Below are 16,557 nucleotides of genomic sequence, written 5' to 3' on the forward strand. Positions count from 1 at the left end.
TCCCGCTATTCGCTCTACTTCGTGCCACTACACACGAGCGAAGCGACTGCCGAAGGAATCGGGGCTAGAGAAGAAACCATTTGAATTTTTATTAACTTTGTCATTCCAATCCACAATCATGAGAAAAATTGAACATATAGGCATAGCCGTAAAAAGTTTGGAAACTTCCAACCTACTTTTTGAAAAACTGTTTGGAAATCCGCCTTACAAAGAAGAAGAAGTCGCCAGCGAAGGCGTAAAAACCTCCTTTTTTATGAATGGCCCAAACAAGATAGAACTTTTAGAAGCCACGAATCCCGATAGCCCAATTGCCAAATTCCTGGAAAAGAAAGGCGAAGGCATTCATCACATTGCTTTTGATGTAGAAGATATTCTTTCTGAAATAGAACGCTTAAAAAAAGAAGGTTTCATCGTATTAAATGAAACCCCTAAAAAAGGAGCAGACAATAAACTAGTCGCCTTTCTTCACCCAAAAGGTACCAATGGTGTTTTGGTTGAGCTTTGCCAAGAAATCAGTTAAAAAATAGTTGCAACGAAACAAAAATAGTAGTAATATTGCAACCTCTAAATAAAGCCATGGCTTTATTCACTGAACTCCAAAACCAATAAAAGTCAGTGAAGTAAACCGGTCCTATAGCTCAGTTGGTTAGAGCACCTGACTCATAATCAGGTGGTCCTTGGTTCGAGCCCAAGTGGGACCACAAAATAAAAACCTCTATTTAAGAGGTTTTTTTATTTAATAAAAAACTAAAAAGTCAAAAATACCGTTAATAGTTAGATGACTTTAATGTAATTTTCACAATAGAAATTTTAATTTGTGTTGTAATCTATACTTTTACACATTAAATTTCTATTAACTTGATTGATTTAATAATTAATTTATTTTGGTGATTAGATTTTTTTTATACTTTTACGCACTATGAAAATTGTCCCGAATAGAATTATTATCGTTCTGGCTGTGTTTTTGTTGCCGATAGCAAATGTTGTTGCGGCACCTGGACCACCACCGCCATCTACGCCGCCGCCGCCGCCTGGTCTACCATTGGATGGGGGTTTATTACTATTGATGGCCCTTTCATTACTCTTCGGTTGTTATAAAATTTACCAATCAAACATAAAAAAAGCATCCTAATGAAAAGGATGCTTTTTTCTTTTAAAAATTCGTGCATTTTTAAAATTATTGCTTCAAAGAATACAATCTGGCAACGTATTTTCCCACAACATCGAATTCAAGATTGATTTTTTTTCCAATTTGGAACGATTTAAAATTAGTATGTTCGTAAGTATATGGTATAATGGCAACACTAAATTCATTCTCTTTAGAATTAACTACTGTCAAACTCACTCCGTTTACCGTTATGGATCCTTTTTCAATAGTAATGTTGTTCAATTTGCTGTCGTATTCAAAAGTAAAATACCAACTGCCATTGGCTTCTTCAATTGATTTACAAATTCCTATTTGATCCACATGACCTTGAACAATATGGCCGTCTAATCGGTCTCCTAATTTCATCGCGCGTTCTAAATTAACTAAATCTCCCGCTTTCCAATCGCCCAAATTTGTTTTTTCAATAGTTTCTCTTATGGCTGTTACGGTATAATCCTCATTATTTATGGCTACTACTGTTAAGCAAACCCCATTATGCGCCACACTTTGGTCTATTTTCAGTTCGTGTGTCAGGCTTGAAGAAACCGTAACATGAATATTGTCATAGTCTTTTTTTATTTCTTTTATTATTCCGAGGGTTTCAATTATTCCTGTAAACATTATGGTTTTATTTTACTAAATTTGCACTTCAAAATTAGCAATAAATAACCAGTCCTACTTATGAAAAAAGCAGAAAATATAATCGTTGGAATTTCAATAGGAGATTTAAACGGTATTGGAAGCGAAGTAATCCTTAAGACTTTTGAAGATGCCAGAATGCTGGAACTTTGCACGCCGGTTATTTTCGCTAATGTTAAAGTGCTTTCGTTTATCAAAAAAACTTTAGAATTAACGGCGCCATTACATGGTATTGATAAAATAGAGCAGCTGGTTATCGGAAAAATAAATGTCTTAAACATTTGGCGCGAAGGAGTTGATTTGAACTTCGGAAACAACGATGAGAATGTTGGCAAATATGCCATAAAATCATTCATTGCCGCTACTAAAGCCTTGAAAGAAAACCACATTGATGTTTTGGTCACTGCCCCAATCAACAAGTACAACATCCAATCAGAAGACTTCAAATTTCCGGGACATACTGATTATTTAAACCAAGAATTGGAAGGCAACGCATTGATGCTAATGGTTCAAGACAGTCTTAGAGTCGGACTTTTAACAGACCATGTTCCTGTAAATGAAGTGTCCAAACACCTAAATGAAAAATTAATCCTTCAGAAAATTGAAACCATCAAACAATCTTTAATTCAGGATTTTGGGATTACCAAACCTAAAATTGCGGTTTTAGCCTTAAATCCTCACGCAGGAGATAATGGTGTGATCGGTAAAGAAGACGATGAAATTATCAAGCCAACACTCAAAAAATTATTCGATAAAGGCACTATGGTTTTTGGCCCTTTTGCCGCAGATGGTTTTTTTGGCAGTAACCAATATGAAAAATATGATGCCGTAGTGGCTACTTATCATGACCAAGGATTAATTCCGTTTAAAACGTTGTCTTTTGGGAATGGGGTAAATTATACAGCCGGTTTAAATAAAATAAGAACTTCACCGGATCACGGGACAGCTTATGAAATTGCCGGAAAAGGAATTGCCGATTATAATTCGTTTAAGGAAGCTGTTTATACTGCCATTGACATCTATAATTCAAGATTTCAGTTTGAGGAAATCAGCAAAAATCCCTTGAAAACAAAAGAAAAACAGTTATAAACAAAAAAATGTTCATAAGGTTATTGGAATTCCAATAATTTTATATCTTTGCACTCCCGAAATGTCGGGTCAAATTGTTGTCTAGATGAAAAGTACAAATGAATATTTAATTCCTTTTGTAGGGTTAAAATTAGGAAAGCATCAATTTGAATTTAAAATAAACAAAAAGTTCTTTGACGAATTTAGTTTTGATGAATTCGAAAGTTGTGATATAACCGCTAGTGTGGTCTTAGAAAAAAAGACTACCCTGTTGGAAATCAACTTCAAGCACAAAGGAACCGTAAACGTTCCGTGCGACCTCACCGGAGAGTCATTTGATTTGCCCATCAAAGGGAAAATCAAATTGGTAGTCCAGTTTGGTGACGAATTCAACAACGATAATGATGAATTATTGATATTGCCTCACGGTGAACATCAAATCGATTTATCACAATACATTTACGAAATGATTGTGTTGTCTATTCCGCAAAAAAGGGTTCACCCCGGCGTAAAAGACGGTACTTTACAAACGGAAGCATTGCAAAAACTAAATGAATTACAAGTTAAAGACGTCAAAGAAGTAAAAAAAGAAGATGATATTGACCCACGTTGGGACAAATTAAAACAACTATTAACGGATAAATAATATAGTACAATGGCACATCCTAAGAGAAAAACCTCGAAAACAAGAAGAGATAAAAGAAGAACTCATTATAAAGCAACTGTTGCCCAAATCGCAACTTGCCCTATAACAGGTGAAGCACATTTATACCACAGAGCTTACTGGCATGAAGGTAAAATGTATTACAGAGGACAAGTAGTTATTGATAAATCAGTGGCTGTTGCTTAATTAAGGTTTTTTTACAAAACAAACTCTCACTATGTGGGAGTTTTTTGTTTTAATTAATTTTAAAATATCCAATCCTAATCCGCTTAGGTATAATTTTTTTTTGTAATTTCCACAACTTTTCGATTTCAAAAAATCGATGGGAAAAATACCATTTTTATGACTACAATTACAGCCGCAATTACCGCAGTTGGAGCTTATGTTCCGGAATTTGTACTCTCAAATCAAGTACTGGAAACCATGGTTGACACCAATGACGAATGGATTACCACTCGCACCGGAATCAAGGAAAGAAGACTTTTAAAAGACAAAGGTAAAGGCACTTCGTATATGGCTATCAAAGCCGCTCAGGATTTAATTTCCAAAGCCAACATCAACCCCGAAGAAATCGACTTAGTCATTATGGCAACTGCGACTCCGGATATGCCGGTGGCTTCTACCGGTGTTTATGTCGCTACTCAAATTGGCGCTGTAAACGCTTTTGCGTATGATTTACAAGCCGCTTGTTCGAGTTTCTTATTTGGCATGTCTAATGCCGCAGCTTACATCCAATCAGGCAGATACAAAAAAGTGTTGTTGATTGGTGCTGATAAAATGTCCTCTATCATTGACTACACCGACAGAGCGACTTGTATCATCTTTGGAGATGGCGCTGGTGCAGTTTTATTCGAACCAAATTATGAAGGTTTGGGATTACAAGACGAGTTTTTAAGAAGCGACGGAATCGGTAGAGAATACCTTAAAATTGATGCCGGCGGTTCAATTCTTCCTCCAACCGCTGAAACAGTTGCCAACGGACAACACTTTGTATTTCAGGATGGAAAAACCGTTTTTAAATATGCAGTATCTGGGATGGCTGATGTGAGTGAGAAAATCATGGAGCGCAACAACTTAACCAAAGATGATGTGAATTGGTTAATTGCCCACCAAGCCAACAAAAGAATCATTGATGCAACGGCCAGCAGAATGGGTGTAGACGAAGAAAAAGTATTGGTAAACATTCAAAAATACGGAAATACAACTTCAGCAACTTTACCTTTGTTGTTGAGCGATTTCGAAAATAAATTTAAAAAAGGAGATAATTTAATTTTTGCAGCATTTGGAGGTGGATTCACTTGGGGTTCTATCTATTTAAAATGGGCATACAACAAACAACAATAAAACTAATTCTAAAACTAACTAATTATGGATTTAAAAGAAATTCAAAACTTAATCAAATTTGTATCCAATTCCGGGGTTGCCGAAGTAAAGTTAGAAACAGGTGATGTAAAAATTACTATCAGAACAACTCTTGAAGGAAATACACCTGATATTACTTATGTACAACAAGCGCCAATGCAACAAGCTATGGCTGCTCCTGTAGCCGCTGCTCCTGTAGCTGCCGCACCGGTTGCCGCTGCTCCTGCTGCTGATGACAATTCAAAATATGTTACTATAAAATCACCAATGATTGGAACATTCTACCGCAAGCCTTCTCCGGACAAACCGGTATTTGTGGAAGTGGGAAGTACTATCCAAAAAGGTGACGTACTTTGTGTGGTTGAAGCGATGAAGTTGTTCAACGAAATCGAAGCAGAAGTTACCGGTAAAATCGTTAAAATTTTAGTAGACGATATGTCGCCTGTAGAGTTTGACCAACCGTTATTCTTGGTAGATCCATCTTAATTTAGATCTCTAGATCATTAGATTACTACATTAGTTAGAAACTTTTTCTACAACCTAAGCAATCTAAGAAGTCTAACAAATCTAATTTGTCTAACAATCTAAATTAAAAAAAGATGTTTAAAAAAATATTAATTGCCAATAGAGGGGAAATTGCGCTTCGCGTTATCAGAACCTGTAAAGAAATGGGCATCAAGACCGTGGCGGTTTACTCAACCGCCGATGCGGAAAGTTTACACGTAAAGTTTGCAGATGAAGCTGTTTGTATCGGACCACCGCCAAGTAATTTGTCTTATTTAAAAATGGCGAATATCATTGCGGCGGCCGAAATCACTAATGCCGATGCCATTCATCCGGGTTACGGATTCCTTTCGGAAAATGCTAAGTTTTCTAAAATTTGTCAGGAACATGGTATCAAATTTATTGGGGCTTCACCGGAAATGATTGATAAAATGGGTGACAAAGCTACGGCGAAAGCGACCATGAAAGCAGCCGGTGTTCCTTGTGTTCCGGGTTCTGACGGTTTGTTAGAGTCTTTTGAAGAAGCACAAAGATTAGCCAAAGAAATGGGATATCCCGTGATGTTGAAAGCAACTGCCGGTGGTGGTGGAAAAGGAATGCGTGCCGTATGGAAACCCGAAGATTTATTAAAGGCATGGGAAGGCGCTCGTCAGGAATCTGCTGCGGCATTTGGAAATGACGGGATGTATATGGAAAAATTAATCGAAGAACCTCGTCATATTGAGATTCAAGTAGTGGGTGATTCTTATGGAAAAGCTTGTCACTTATCAGAAAGAGATTGTTCGGTGCAACGTCGTCACCAAAAATTGACTGAAGAAACGCCGTCTCCGTTTATGACGGACGAATTGAGAACTAAAATGGGTGAAGCCGCTGTAAAAGCAGCCGAATTTATCAAATACGAAGGTGCCGGAACGGTAGAATTCTTGGTGGACAAACACCGAAACTTCTACTTCATGGAAATGAATACCCGTATCCAAGTAGAGCACCCTATTACGGAACAAGTTATTGATTACGATTTGATTCGTGAGCAGATATTGGTAGCGGCCGGTGTGCCAATTTCGGGTAAAAACTATTTACCGCAATTGCACTCTATTGAATGTCGTATCAACGCCGAAGATCCTTACAATGACTTCCGTCCTTCGCCGGGTAAAATTACCGTTTTACATGCGCCGGGTGGACACGGAGTGCGTTTGGATACACACGTTTACGCAGGGTATACGATCCCGCCGAATTATGACTCGATGATTGCCAAGTTGATTACAACCGCGCAAACCAGAGAAGAAGCCATCAACAAAATGAAACGCGCTTTGGATGAGTTTTACATTGAAGGTGTAAAAACGACCATTCCGTTCCACAGACAATTGATGGACGAGCCGGATTATGTTGCCGGAAATTATACTACGAAGTTTATGGAGAGTTTTAAAATGAACGATCCGGAATAGATAGAAAATGGAAGCCCAACTTGAGAGAGTTGGGTTTTTTGTTACATTTGTTTTAGTACGGATTTGTAATCCGCGCTATCAGGTTGCAAATCGACGCTATCAAATTTAAAGAAATACAAAATCAATTATAAATGAAACCGTATTATATCTTAAAAAATAATTTGGATGATAAAATCGTAGGAAAGGATTATCCTCAAGTTGATTGTTTAACCATGCACCAAGCTCATTTAATTACTTCATGGCATCTTTTTGATCCTAAGCCAAATCTTAAATTTGAATTGAAGAAAAGGGCTATCTTAACTGATGTGTTAAATGATATAACTATAGGTGGTGGTACAGGTTTTTTAATAACTAAAAAAACAAAAGAGATTCTTGAAAAATTTAATATAATGAGACATCAATATTTTAAATCCTTAGTGATTGATAAGAATAATGAATTGGAATATTATTGGTTGCATCTATCAGAACCCGATTTAACAAAATCATTAGATTACAAAAAAACCGTTTTCTATAGAACCGAATGGACTTTTAGGGAAGACCGAATCGAGTTAACTTCTTATGAACACTACCAAGATTTGAAAAGTAAAGACAAAGAAGCTTCATTTGGTGTAGAGATAGATAAGATTGCTTTATCAGAGTCTTTCGATAAAAATTTAGACCTATTTACTTTTTTGCCTTTTGATAATAACGTATATATTTCGGAAAGGTTAAAAGTAGCTATAGAAGAAAGTAATGTTACCGGGTTTAAAATAGAAAAAGCTCCTCATTTTATTTAGGTAGATTTTTATTAATACGACATGATTATTTGGATTTTCAAACCATGTCAAAACTAGTTTCCAAAAATTAAAACGGTTTATCCTCTAGCCCCGATTGCAGCTGGCTACCTTGTAGCGCGGAAAGCGGGAACACGGACGGCAAGAATGCCCAAACCAATCGCTCCTGATTAAAAAAACAAAGCCCAACTTTCTCAAGTTGGGCTTTTCTATAGTGTTCTCAATACAATTCCGATAAATCGGAATCACTCGAACTAACGAATCTTACGTTATAAAGTTTCTTTCAACCATTTGTAAAACTCACGTTGCCATACTAAGGCGTTTTGTGGTTTTAGCACCCAGTGGTTTTCTTCGGGGAAGAGCATGAAACGGCTTTTGATGCCTCGCAATTGTGCCGCTTGGAAAGCTTCTTGTCCTTGTCCGATAGGCACACGGTAGTCTTTTCCGCCTTGGATGATTAGGATAGGCGTGTTCCATTTGTCTACCATTTTAATTGGGTTGAATTCAGTATAGGCTTTTTGGGCATCGGCATTGTCTTTTTCCCAATAAGCGCCGCCGTGATCCCAGTTGTTGAAGAACACTTCTTCGGTGGTGCCATACATGCTTTCCAAATTGAAAACCCCGCAATGTGAAATAAACGTTTTAAAACGATTACCATGGATTCCGGCCAGGTAGAATACCGAATACCCGCCGTAGCTCGCTCCAACAGCGCCTAAACGTGCTCTGTCAACATAACTTTCGTTAGCCACGTCATCAATCGCCGAAAGGTAGTCATCCATTACTTGCCCGCCCCAATCTTTAGAGATTTGTTCGTTCCAAGCTTGTCCGTGACCATACATTCCGCGACGGTTTGGCGCCACGATTACATAGCCTTGTGAAGCCATCAAAGAGAAGTTCCAGCGGAAAGAATAGCTTTGCGTCAATGGTGATTGCGGTCCGCCTTGGCAGTATAAAAGTGTTGGGTATTTTTTGGTTTTATCAAAATTCGGAGGGAGAATTAGCCAAACCAACATTTTCTTACCATCAGTGGTGGTTACATAACGTCTTTCGTATTTGGGTAAAGCCAATTTGGCGTAGGTTTCGTCGTTGGTTTTGGTGAGTTGCAACCAGGTTTTTTTCTTGAAGTTATACGAATAGATTTCGGCCGCGTGGTTCATATCGGTGCGCGTTACGATGATATTATCGCCTGAGAAACCTACTAAATCATTCACGTCAAAATCACCTGAAGTAATTTGTCTAACCGTAACTGCAATTCGGGTTAAACCCGGGAAATTGACTTCGAATAAATGTTTGGCGCCATCAACCGCTGCGGTGAAATAGATTTTTTTACCATCGGCACTCCAAATGAAATTATCGACACTGCCGTCCCAATTGGCGGTTAGGTTCATATCGATGCCTTTGAAACGAACGATTAAATCGTTTTTATCGGCTTCGTAACCATCGCGTTTCATTTGCAACCAAGTTAAGTTTCCGGTTGGGGAAAACACCGGATTCATATCGTAACCCGGATTATTTTCGGTTAGGTTTTTGGTGGTTTTGGTTTCGAGATTGTATTCGTATAAATCGGTGTTGGTTGAAACGGCGTATGCTGTTCCTGCTTTCTTTTTGCAAACGTAAATGATGCTTTTGCTGTCCGGTGACCAAATGTAATCTTCATCGCCACCGAAAGGTTTTTGCGGACTGTCGTAAGGTTCGTTGGGCATGATGTCAATGCCTTTGGCTTTAGCTTTGTTTTCGGCGTAGAAAACGTGGTTGTGCGAACCGTTGTTCCAAGTATCCCAATGGCGGTAATCTAAACCGTTATAGACTTGGGCATCTGATTTGCTTAAATCGGAATAAATGTCTTTGCCTAATACATTTTCGGTTTTTACTTCTTGATTAGAAAGAATATATAAACCATCAGGAGAAACATTTTTGTCTGCCAATATTTCTTTGGTGTCAGCCACTTCTGTTGGTGTTCCGCCGGTTACCGGAATAGTATAAAATTTGGTATTCGATTTATTATCGGCTACGGATGGCGTCGCCACTTTATAGACTACCGATTTGCCGTCTTTAGAAAGGCCGAGCGAAGTTACTCTGCCGAGTTGCCACATGGTTTCGGGCGTCAATACTTGCTGCGCTGTTGCGTTTATGCTCATGGTACCGAGGATTATAAAAAAGATTTTTTTCATAGTGGTTTTTGTTTATTTAAAGGCTTAAAAATAGTAAATTATATCCATAAAAAAAGCCACCCTATATAGGATGGCTTTGTTGTAAAGGTTTAATTTAATATTATACCTTTTGTAATTTCAGGTAAACCACTTCCCCTAAATCATCGGTGTAAGCGATAATGGCTTCGGTATAAGTTAGAGACACTATCGTTAGCGATTTAGACTCTTCTTGTGTTGTTTCACCAACTTGAATGGTATAGTCTAATGTTACTATGGTTGAAAACCTATCGTAAGTGCCTTCAATTTTGTCGCTTACGCAAGGTTCTTCGGTAGTGTAATCGTTGCTTTCAAATGTAAAGTCGGAATTAAAAATATAATTGTCTTTACAATTTGAATTGTTCAAATAGTCTTGATACAAAATAACTCCTTGTGGAGATCTTGTCCCTTTCTGGATGATTTCCCAATTTCCGACCAAGTAATTTTGTTCTACAAAATCCTTTTCATCTTCGCCACAGGAAACAAAAGTCAGTGGTAGAAGAAATAATAAAGTGAGTAACTTTTTCATCTTATTGGGCATAAACTTCAATATTGTCAATTTGATAGGTCGATGTAATGTTATTAGTTCCTCCAACATAACGGAAAGAAATGTAAACATTTCCGGAATATGAAGATAAATCTACATTACCTGAACTGGTAAAGTTAGTTGGGAAACTGGCAGTTTGAGCAGCAAAAGTAGCATTCAATTGTACCCAAGTTGCAGCATTTACAGCGGCAACAGTTCCTGCGCCATTATAGTCAGTTGAAATCCATACGGTAACGGCTTCTCCATTAGCAAAACCAATTTTAGAGCCGAATCTTAAAAATTCACCTGTAGTGTTATCTAAGTTAATGGCCGGTGTAATTAATCGGGTATCTACATTATTTTCTGCCGGAGTAATTCCGAAAGGAGAAAACTGAGCGTATTTATTATTGCTGAAAATTCTGGCTTCCCATTTTTCGTTTCCTCCATTCATCGAAACGTTTGACCAACCTGGTAGAGCTACATTTTGACCATTACCTGTACTTGAAATACTTTCAAAATTTTCTGAGAAAATTGGCACTAATCTTGGTCCGGTAAGTTGGATGTCATCTTCTGTTCTTGCCAAAAATTGATAATCTGTACCAAATTTTGTTAAGATTCCTCTAACTTTACCTCTACCCTGAGCTACCGGTTTAGCAGCAAAATTGGCAAAACTACTGGTTCTGAAAATAACCGAATTCCCTTCAGAATCCGTTAAAAGATGGTTTGTTGCGCCTCCTAAATCATTGGCTGAATTATAGTAAGTACTTGTTATGGCTTGGTTAGAAAACTGAACGCCTTCAAGTTCAACTAAAGTATTGATATTAGCATCATTCAACAATTGCGGAATGGTTAACGTTCTTTTTAATTGATCTTCAGGAACAATAGTACAAGATTTATTAAGCGCAGTTCTGTATAAAGCCGGTGAAAGTCTTCCCACAGAAGGCGTATTAGAAGAACTAACAAAAATGCCTCCGATTCTTTTTCCTCCGTTACTTAAATCAGTGTACAAATCTTTCATTTTGATTAACACTTTTCTACCCGGTTCAAAAGAAATAAAAGTAGAAGTTACATCAACCGGAACACTAAAAGCTGATGGTTGCGGTTGTGTTTGGGTTGGTAAAGTTTGGAAAGAAATCGTTTTGAAAAAGTTTCCGCCTTTATCAGAAGAAACCACATAAGCTTCAATTACATCATCTTGTAAATACTGAGTAACTGTAGAGCTGGCACTGATTTCAGATACCTCTTTAGTTTTTTGTAATGTAGTTTCAATACAATCAACTTGAGGAGTATCATATTCATCATCATTAATACAACTTGATGAAAAACTTGCTACAAAAGCTAGCGCAAGGATTGGTTTTAAAAATGTTGTTTTCATATGGTAATTTTATTTTTTTTAGAAATTAATATAGAAGTTGAAAAAGTAGGATCTTCCGAAACCGTAAAAATAACGTGGCGCAAAGGCTGGTGTTCCGCTTGAGACATCTTGGTTTAATTCTCTGTAATTAGCGTTTCTGGCCTGCTCAAATCCTCCGGTTTTGTATTGTACATCAAAAATATTATTTAATGTAGCAAACAATCCTAAAGTTACCGGATTTTTACCGGATATTCTCCATGATTTACCACCGGTTAAATTTACAAGGGTATAAGGATCAAATTTTTCTTGTTTTAACAATTCATCCACGCGACTTTGGGTAGCTTCAGGAAATTGGAAACCATTAGCATCTGCAGGATTTCTTAAAAAGCTATTGGTTCTCAATACAGAAGACACATCTAAATAAGTGTCGGCTAAATAATTCACATTAGCACCAACCCACCAAAACTTAGGATCACGGTATTCTAGACCTAAAGCATAAGCTTGTTGAGGAATACCGGGTTGTCTGTAGTTTTTAAGTTTAGACTCACCCAAATTCACTAAAGTGGAAAGACCTCTTGCGGCTCTTGCATCATCATTTAAAGTAACATTGGGATTATTATTGTAAGTATACTGACCATAAGAAGCGGCAACAGTAGCCTTGATTGTAGAAGTAATTTGGTATTCTAAACCAAGTTCAGCACCAATGTTTAGTTTGTCTAATCCGGTTACAATCTCAGCCACAAAAGCATCTCCTCCATCACCATCATTATCTTCTAAAGCGCCTTCTGCGAAGAAGAATGAGGTTTCAGTAGCATCTTTAATGTTAGCGAAGAAACCTGTAAGTCTTGCTTTGAAAGTTGGTGTTTTAATTACGTAACTCATGTCAAGGTTAGATACCGTCTCGCTTTTCAAATTTCTGATTGGCGTATTGCTAAGTCTTGCATTGAAAAATACATTTCTCATTGAAGGAGCTTTAGACATGTACAATCCGTTAAAAGTTAAAAACTGTTTACCGGAGATTTTATAGGTCAAACCACCTTTAAATCCAAAATTGTCAAATTCAATTTTCTCACTTTTTCCAAATGAAGTAGTTGCATAGATTCCGTTTCTGTACAAGCCTTCTCTTTGGTATGTTTTTCTGCTGAAAGATTGTCCTAAATAAAAATCAATCTTTTTATAAGTAAATTTAAATTGAGAAAAGGCATCAATGTGATCAGCATACAATTTGTAATTATAACCGTATTTATCGCCAACTCCTATTTCTCTATTTGGATTATTTAAATCCGGTTGTTGTGCTGAACCTTCTTGGAAGGTATCAATATCTAAAAAAGAAGAACCTCCAAGTAAATCGGTCAATAATTGAAAATTACTGGAGCTCAAACGGCTGTAGCTAGCGCCTGCATTCATAACAATATTATCGGACAATTGCGAACTTAAGATACTGTTAGCCACAAATAATTTATCTTCCGTTCTGTCTTCATAAAGCACATAAGAACTTCTGGTTGGTTCTCTTCCGATTTCATTACCGTTTTCATCAATAATTGGAGTGGTGTTTGCTCTATACATAGCATTCCAATCAATCTGTCTTTGGGTTAAAAACGGCGCATCCATTGCTCCTATCAAGTTAGGGGTAAACACACCGCCTAAACCTCCCGGTAAATAGGCTGAACTCGGAACAGTTTCCGGGTCATTATTGTATAATGAAGAAAAATAGCTGGGTAAATTTTGGTAATAAGTAGGATCCGGATTAGCAGCATTCACAAAGTCTAATCTTGAGTTACCTATTTCGCCAAATTGATACATTACATTGGTGGTTAATTGTGTTTTATCACTCATTTTCCAGTAATGCGTTAACATATTAATAGGTTCTTCTATTTCTCTGTCGCGAGAATTTCTCTTTTTCCCATCTTGCCATCCCCAATATGAGTTGTATTTAATTCCGGCAATACTGGTAATTTCATCGGTATTTGAGGAGTTTCTCCCTCTTCTGTTTTGAGCATAAATACTAGTGAAGTTTAAACTGTGTTTGTCATTAAACTTCTTCTCAATACTGGCAAATACAGAATTTGCAGAATAATCCGTACCTTCAAAATAACCTTCTACAGCCCAACGTCTTGAAGCTGAAATTACAAAAGCCCAACCGTCTTTATTCATCCCTGAAGCATGGGTAGCCATAGCTCTCCAATTATAATTGGTTTGGGTTCCCGCATAAGAAATACGGGTTCCTTTTCTGTAAATTGAAGCTCTTGTATTGATTTCTTGTGTTCCTAAAATCCCTCCAAAAGTATAATCTGATGGAGCTGAACCCATGGTAAACTCTTGGTTTCTGGTGGCATCATTTAAACCACCCCAATTTCCCCATTGTGGTCTGTTATCTAATAACTTGTTCATGGAAACCCCATTAATCATAGTAGTTGAATATTCATTATCCAAACCTCTGATTCTAAAACGAGCCTGACCCCAATTGAAAGCCGCCGCCTGTTGGTATGTATCTCTGGAAGCTTGTAACAAACCGGCAGTGTTTTCAGAACCGCTGTTGTCATCTCCCAAGTCGTTTTCCAAAATGGTAATTAAGTTAATTTGTTGTTCAATTGTAATATCTTCTTCCAAAACTACAATTCCTAAATCTAACACTTTTCCGGCTTCTGTCTCAACAGTTAACAATTGGTCTTTGAATCCGGTGCTTTTAATTTGCAATAACTGACTACCGCTAGGCACTTCTTTAAATACAAAAACACCGGTAACGTCTGTCAATACAGTGAGACTGGTGTTTTGAATAGAAGCAACAACATTTTGTAATGGCCTTTGTGTTTTAGAATCTACTACTTTCCCTGTAATTCCGGCGGTAGTTTGCGCAAAACCAAAAAACACTTGCATTACAAATAAAGTACTAATAACAAGTTTTTTCATAAATAAAATAAAATTAATTTTTTCTTTAGCTAAGTCTTAATCAAAACTTAACAGCCGACAAATGTACATCTTTTAATAATATTATCTACTTTTGGCCCAAAGTTTGTAAAAAACTTGATATTAAATTAATACACCCTTTATGAGAATTAAAAGTTTAATTGCGCTTTTCTTTGCCTTATTCGCAATTTCGGCGGCTAATGCACAAGCAAAAAAGTATAATATTCACACCGTAGCCTTCTACAATTTTGAAAACTTGTTTGACACCATTAACGGTTCAAATAACGACGAAGAATGGCTTCCTAACGGAGCTCAAAATTGGACTCCTAAAAAATACAAGCAAAAATTACACAATTTAGCCAAAGTACTTTCCGAAATCGGAACCGGTGAAAATCCAAACAATTCTCCCACCTTAATCGGAGGTTGTGAAATCGAAAACAGAGGTGTTTTAGAAGATTTAGTCAAAGAACCGTTACTTATTAATAAAGACTATGGTATCGTTCATTTTGACTCACCCGATAAAAGAGGAATTGATGTAGCCCTTTTATACCAAAAGAAACACTTCAAACCCACCAGTTTTAAAAATATTCCTTTATTAATTTACAGAAGCCAAGAAGGAAAAACAGATAAAAAAGACAACGAAGAAACCACAGATGACAAAGCTGAAGCAGGAAAAGACGACCGAGTTTATACCCGTGACCAACTTTTAGTAACCGGTTTCCTTGATGGTGAAGAAGTAAGTATCATTGTCAACCACTGGCCTTCTCGCTCCGGAGGTGAAAAGAAAAGTGCTCCTTTCCGCGAAGCCGCAGGAAGATTGAACAGACAAATCATGGACTCCATTTTCAAAATCAACCCCAATGCCAAAATTATCACCATGGGTGACCTAAATGATGGTAGTTACAACAAAAGCGTAAAAGAAGGCATTGGCGCCAAACGAAAAAAAGAAGACGTAAAACAATTCGGCATCTACAACCCTTTTGAAGAAATGTTTTATAAAGGAAATGCCACGCTATTCTATCGTGATGCCGGAGACATCTTCGACCAAATTATGGTGTCAGAAGCTTTAATCAAGCCTGATTATTCGTCTTTCCGATACTGGAAAGCCGGAATTTTCAACAAACCTTATCTCATAACTACTACCGGACAATACAAAGGTTATCCGCTGCGTCACAGCATGACTGAAATAGGATACAGCGACCACTTCCCGGTTTATATCTATCTGATCAAAGAAGTAAAATAATTTTTTAAAAGTCTCGAGCCAATCGGGACTTTTTTATTTTATAACTTTACCTTTTATATTAAGAGGAGAATGTCCGGTGGACATTCGGTATTTTATTTTAATATATCGATAACTTTACAAGAAAAGCACTCATGGCTGTAGCAAAACCCTTCAACCTCAACCAATGGATAAATGACAACCGTCATTTGTTAAAACCGCCCGTTGGCAACAAAAATTTATACGTTGATTCAGGTGATTATATCGTAATGATTGTAGCCGGACCCAACGCCCGAAAAGATTACCACTACAACGAAACCGAAGAACTCTTCTACCAACTCGAAGGCGAAATTACCGTTTACATCCAAGAGGAAGGAGAAAAGAAAGCCATGAAACTCTCCGCCGGCGATATGTTTTTATTGCCCGCCAAAGTACCGCACTCACCATCGCGTACCGAAAACTCGATTGGATTGGTAGTAGAACGCAAACGAAACGGAAAAGACATACCCGACGGCTTACTATGGTTTTGCGACCATTGTAACCACAAACTTTACGAAGTTTATTTCGAGCTAAACGATATCGAAAAAGACTTTTTACAACATTTCAATCATTTTTACAATTCGGAAAAACTCAGAACCTGCGACAAATGTGGTACAGTAATGGAAGCCGATTCAAGATTTTCTTCAAAATAATTTTAAGGAGCTATTCCGGCTATCCACTATATCTTTTTATCCCGTTCAAAAAACGAGATAAAAAGGATGTCGTT

At 37.3% G+C, this 16,557-nt stretch carries 16 protein-coding genes and 1 tRNA gene; 12 read left to right on the forward strand and 5 right to left on the reverse strand.

All coding sequences use genetic code 11. The annotated features are described in order from the left end of the window. The first annotated feature begins 118 nt into the window (after nt 1-118). The 3 genes from mce (at nt 119) to P7V56_RS13755 (ending at nt 1,132) form a co-directional block, all read left to right on the forward strand. Nucleotides 119-520 carry a methylmalonyl-CoA epimerase gene (gene mce / locus P7V56_RS01915; protein WP_171221359.1) on the forward strand — a complete coding sequence of 134 codons (402 nt, stop codon included), beginning with the start codon at nt 119-121 and terminating at the stop codon, nt 518-520. Between the two features lie 107 nt (nt 521-627). After that, nucleotides 628-701: transfer RNA gene (locus tag P7V56_RS01920), tRNA-Ile, on the forward strand. A gap of 218 nt (nt 702-919) precedes the next feature. Then, nucleotides 920-1,132: an Fjoh_0651 family PID-CTERM protein gene (locus tag P7V56_RS13755; RefSeq protein WP_510950623.1), complete on the forward strand. Its 213-nt coding sequence runs from the start codon at nt 920-922 to the stop codon at nt 1,130-1,132. Between the two features lie 45 nt (nt 1,133-1,177). Here the strand turns inward: P7V56_RS13755 and P7V56_RS01925 are convergent, their stop codons facing one another. Continuing rightward, a complete protein-coding gene (locus P7V56_RS01925; RefSeq protein ID WP_171221358.1) occupies nt 1,178-1,768 on the reverse strand; it encodes a riboflavin synthase in 591 nt (196 codons plus the stop codon). A 60-nt stretch (nt 1,769-1,828) separates the two neighbouring features. Here P7V56_RS01925 and pdxA point away from each other — a divergent pair, with 60 nt between their 5' ends. The 7 genes from pdxA (at nt 1,829) to P7V56_RS01960 (ending at nt 7,602) form a co-directional block, all read left to right on the forward strand. After that, nucleotides 1,829-2,875 carry a 4-hydroxythreonine-4-phosphate dehydrogenase PdxA gene (gene pdxA, locus P7V56_RS01930; RefSeq protein ID WP_171221357.1) on the forward strand — a complete coding sequence of 349 codons (1,047 nt, stop codon included), beginning with the start codon at nt 1,829-1,831 and terminating at the stop codon, nt 2,873-2,875. Nucleotides 2,876-2,960: 85 nt separating this feature from the next. Continuing rightward, on the forward strand, nt 2,961-3,500 hold the full coding sequence (locus tag P7V56_RS01935) for a YceD family protein (RefSeq protein WP_171221356.1): 540 nt from the start codon (nt 2,961-2,963) through the stop codon (nt 3,498-3,500). A gap of 9 nt (nt 3,501-3,509) precedes the next feature. Further along, nucleotides 3,510-3,704: a 50S ribosomal protein L32 gene (gene rpmF / locus P7V56_RS01940; RefSeq protein WP_129434012.1), complete on the forward strand. Its 195-nt coding sequence runs from the start codon at nt 3,510-3,512 to the stop codon at nt 3,702-3,704. A 156-nt stretch (nt 3,705-3,860) separates the two neighbouring features. Beyond that, nucleotides 3,861-4,862, forward strand: a complete 1,002-nt coding sequence (locus P7V56_RS01945; protein WP_171221355.1) for a beta-ketoacyl-ACP synthase III — start codon at nt 3,861-3,863, stop codon at nt 4,860-4,862. Nucleotides 4,863-4,886: 24 nt separating this feature from the next. Then, nucleotides 4,887-5,366, forward strand: a complete 480-nt coding sequence (gene accB / locus P7V56_RS01950) for an acetyl-CoA carboxylase biotin carboxyl carrier protein (RefSeq protein ID WP_171221354.1) — start codon at nt 4,887-4,889, stop codon at nt 5,364-5,366. A gap of 113 nt (nt 5,367-5,479) precedes the next feature. Continuing rightward, nucleotides 5,480-6,826 carry an acetyl-CoA carboxylase biotin carboxylase subunit gene (accC, locus tag P7V56_RS01955; RefSeq protein ID WP_171221353.1) on the forward strand — a complete coding sequence of 449 codons (1,347 nt, stop codon included), beginning with the start codon at nt 5,480-5,482 and terminating at the stop codon, nt 6,824-6,826. A gap of 131 nt (nt 6,827-6,957) precedes the next feature. Then, complete coding sequence (locus P7V56_RS01960; protein ID WP_171221352.1) at nt 6,958-7,602, forward strand: hypothetical protein; 645 nt, start codon at nt 6,958-6,960, stop codon at nt 7,600-7,602. Between the two features lie 266 nt (nt 7,603-7,868). On the opposite strand, the gene P7V56_RS01965 is transcribed toward P7V56_RS01960, so the two are convergent. The 4 genes from P7V56_RS01965 to P7V56_RS01980 all read right to left on the reverse strand — a co-directional run bounded on the left by P7V56_RS01965 (nt 7,869) and on the right by P7V56_RS01980 (nt 14,575). After that, nucleotides 7,869-9,770, reverse strand: coding sequence for a S9 family peptidase (locus P7V56_RS01965; RefSeq protein WP_171221351.1), 1,902 nt, complete (start codon nt 9,768-9,770; stop codon nt 7,869-7,871). Between the two features lie 100 nt (nt 9,771-9,870). Further along, nucleotides 9,871-10,314, reverse strand: coding sequence for a hypothetical protein (locus tag P7V56_RS01970; protein WP_171221350.1), 444 nt, complete (start codon nt 10,312-10,314; stop codon nt 9,871-9,873). A 1-nt stretch (nt 10,315) separates the two neighbouring features. Beyond that, entirely contained in the window at nt 10,316-11,686 is a 1,371-nt protein-coding gene (locus P7V56_RS01975; protein ID WP_171221349.1) for a DUF5689 domain-containing protein, read from the reverse strand. A gap of 18 nt (nt 11,687-11,704) precedes the next feature. Next, nucleotides 11,705-14,575, reverse strand: a complete 2,871-nt coding sequence (locus tag P7V56_RS01980; RefSeq protein WP_171221348.1) for a carboxypeptidase-like regulatory domain-containing protein — start codon at nt 14,573-14,575, stop codon at nt 11,705-11,707. 139 nt (nt 14,576-14,714) lie between these two features. Here P7V56_RS01980 and P7V56_RS01985 point away from each other — a divergent pair, with 139 nt between their 5' ends. Beyond that, nucleotides 14,715-15,815, forward strand: a complete 1,101-nt coding sequence (locus tag P7V56_RS01985) for an endonuclease/exonuclease/phosphatase family protein (RefSeq protein ID WP_171221347.1) — start codon at nt 14,715-14,717, stop codon at nt 15,813-15,815. A gap of 131 nt (nt 15,816-15,946) precedes the next feature. After that, nucleotides 15,947-16,483, forward strand: coding sequence for a 3-hydroxyanthranilate 3,4-dioxygenase (locus P7V56_RS01990; protein WP_171221346.1), 537 nt, complete (start codon nt 15,947-15,949; stop codon nt 16,481-16,483). The last annotated feature ends 74 nt before the right edge of the window (nt 16,484-16,557 follow it).

This window comes from Flavobacterium sp. IMCC34852 (assembly GCF_030643905.1).
In the GTDB taxonomy this organism is placed as follows: domain Bacteria; phylum Bacteroidota; class Bacteroidia; order Flavobacteriales; family Flavobacteriaceae; genus Flavobacterium; species Flavobacterium rivulicola.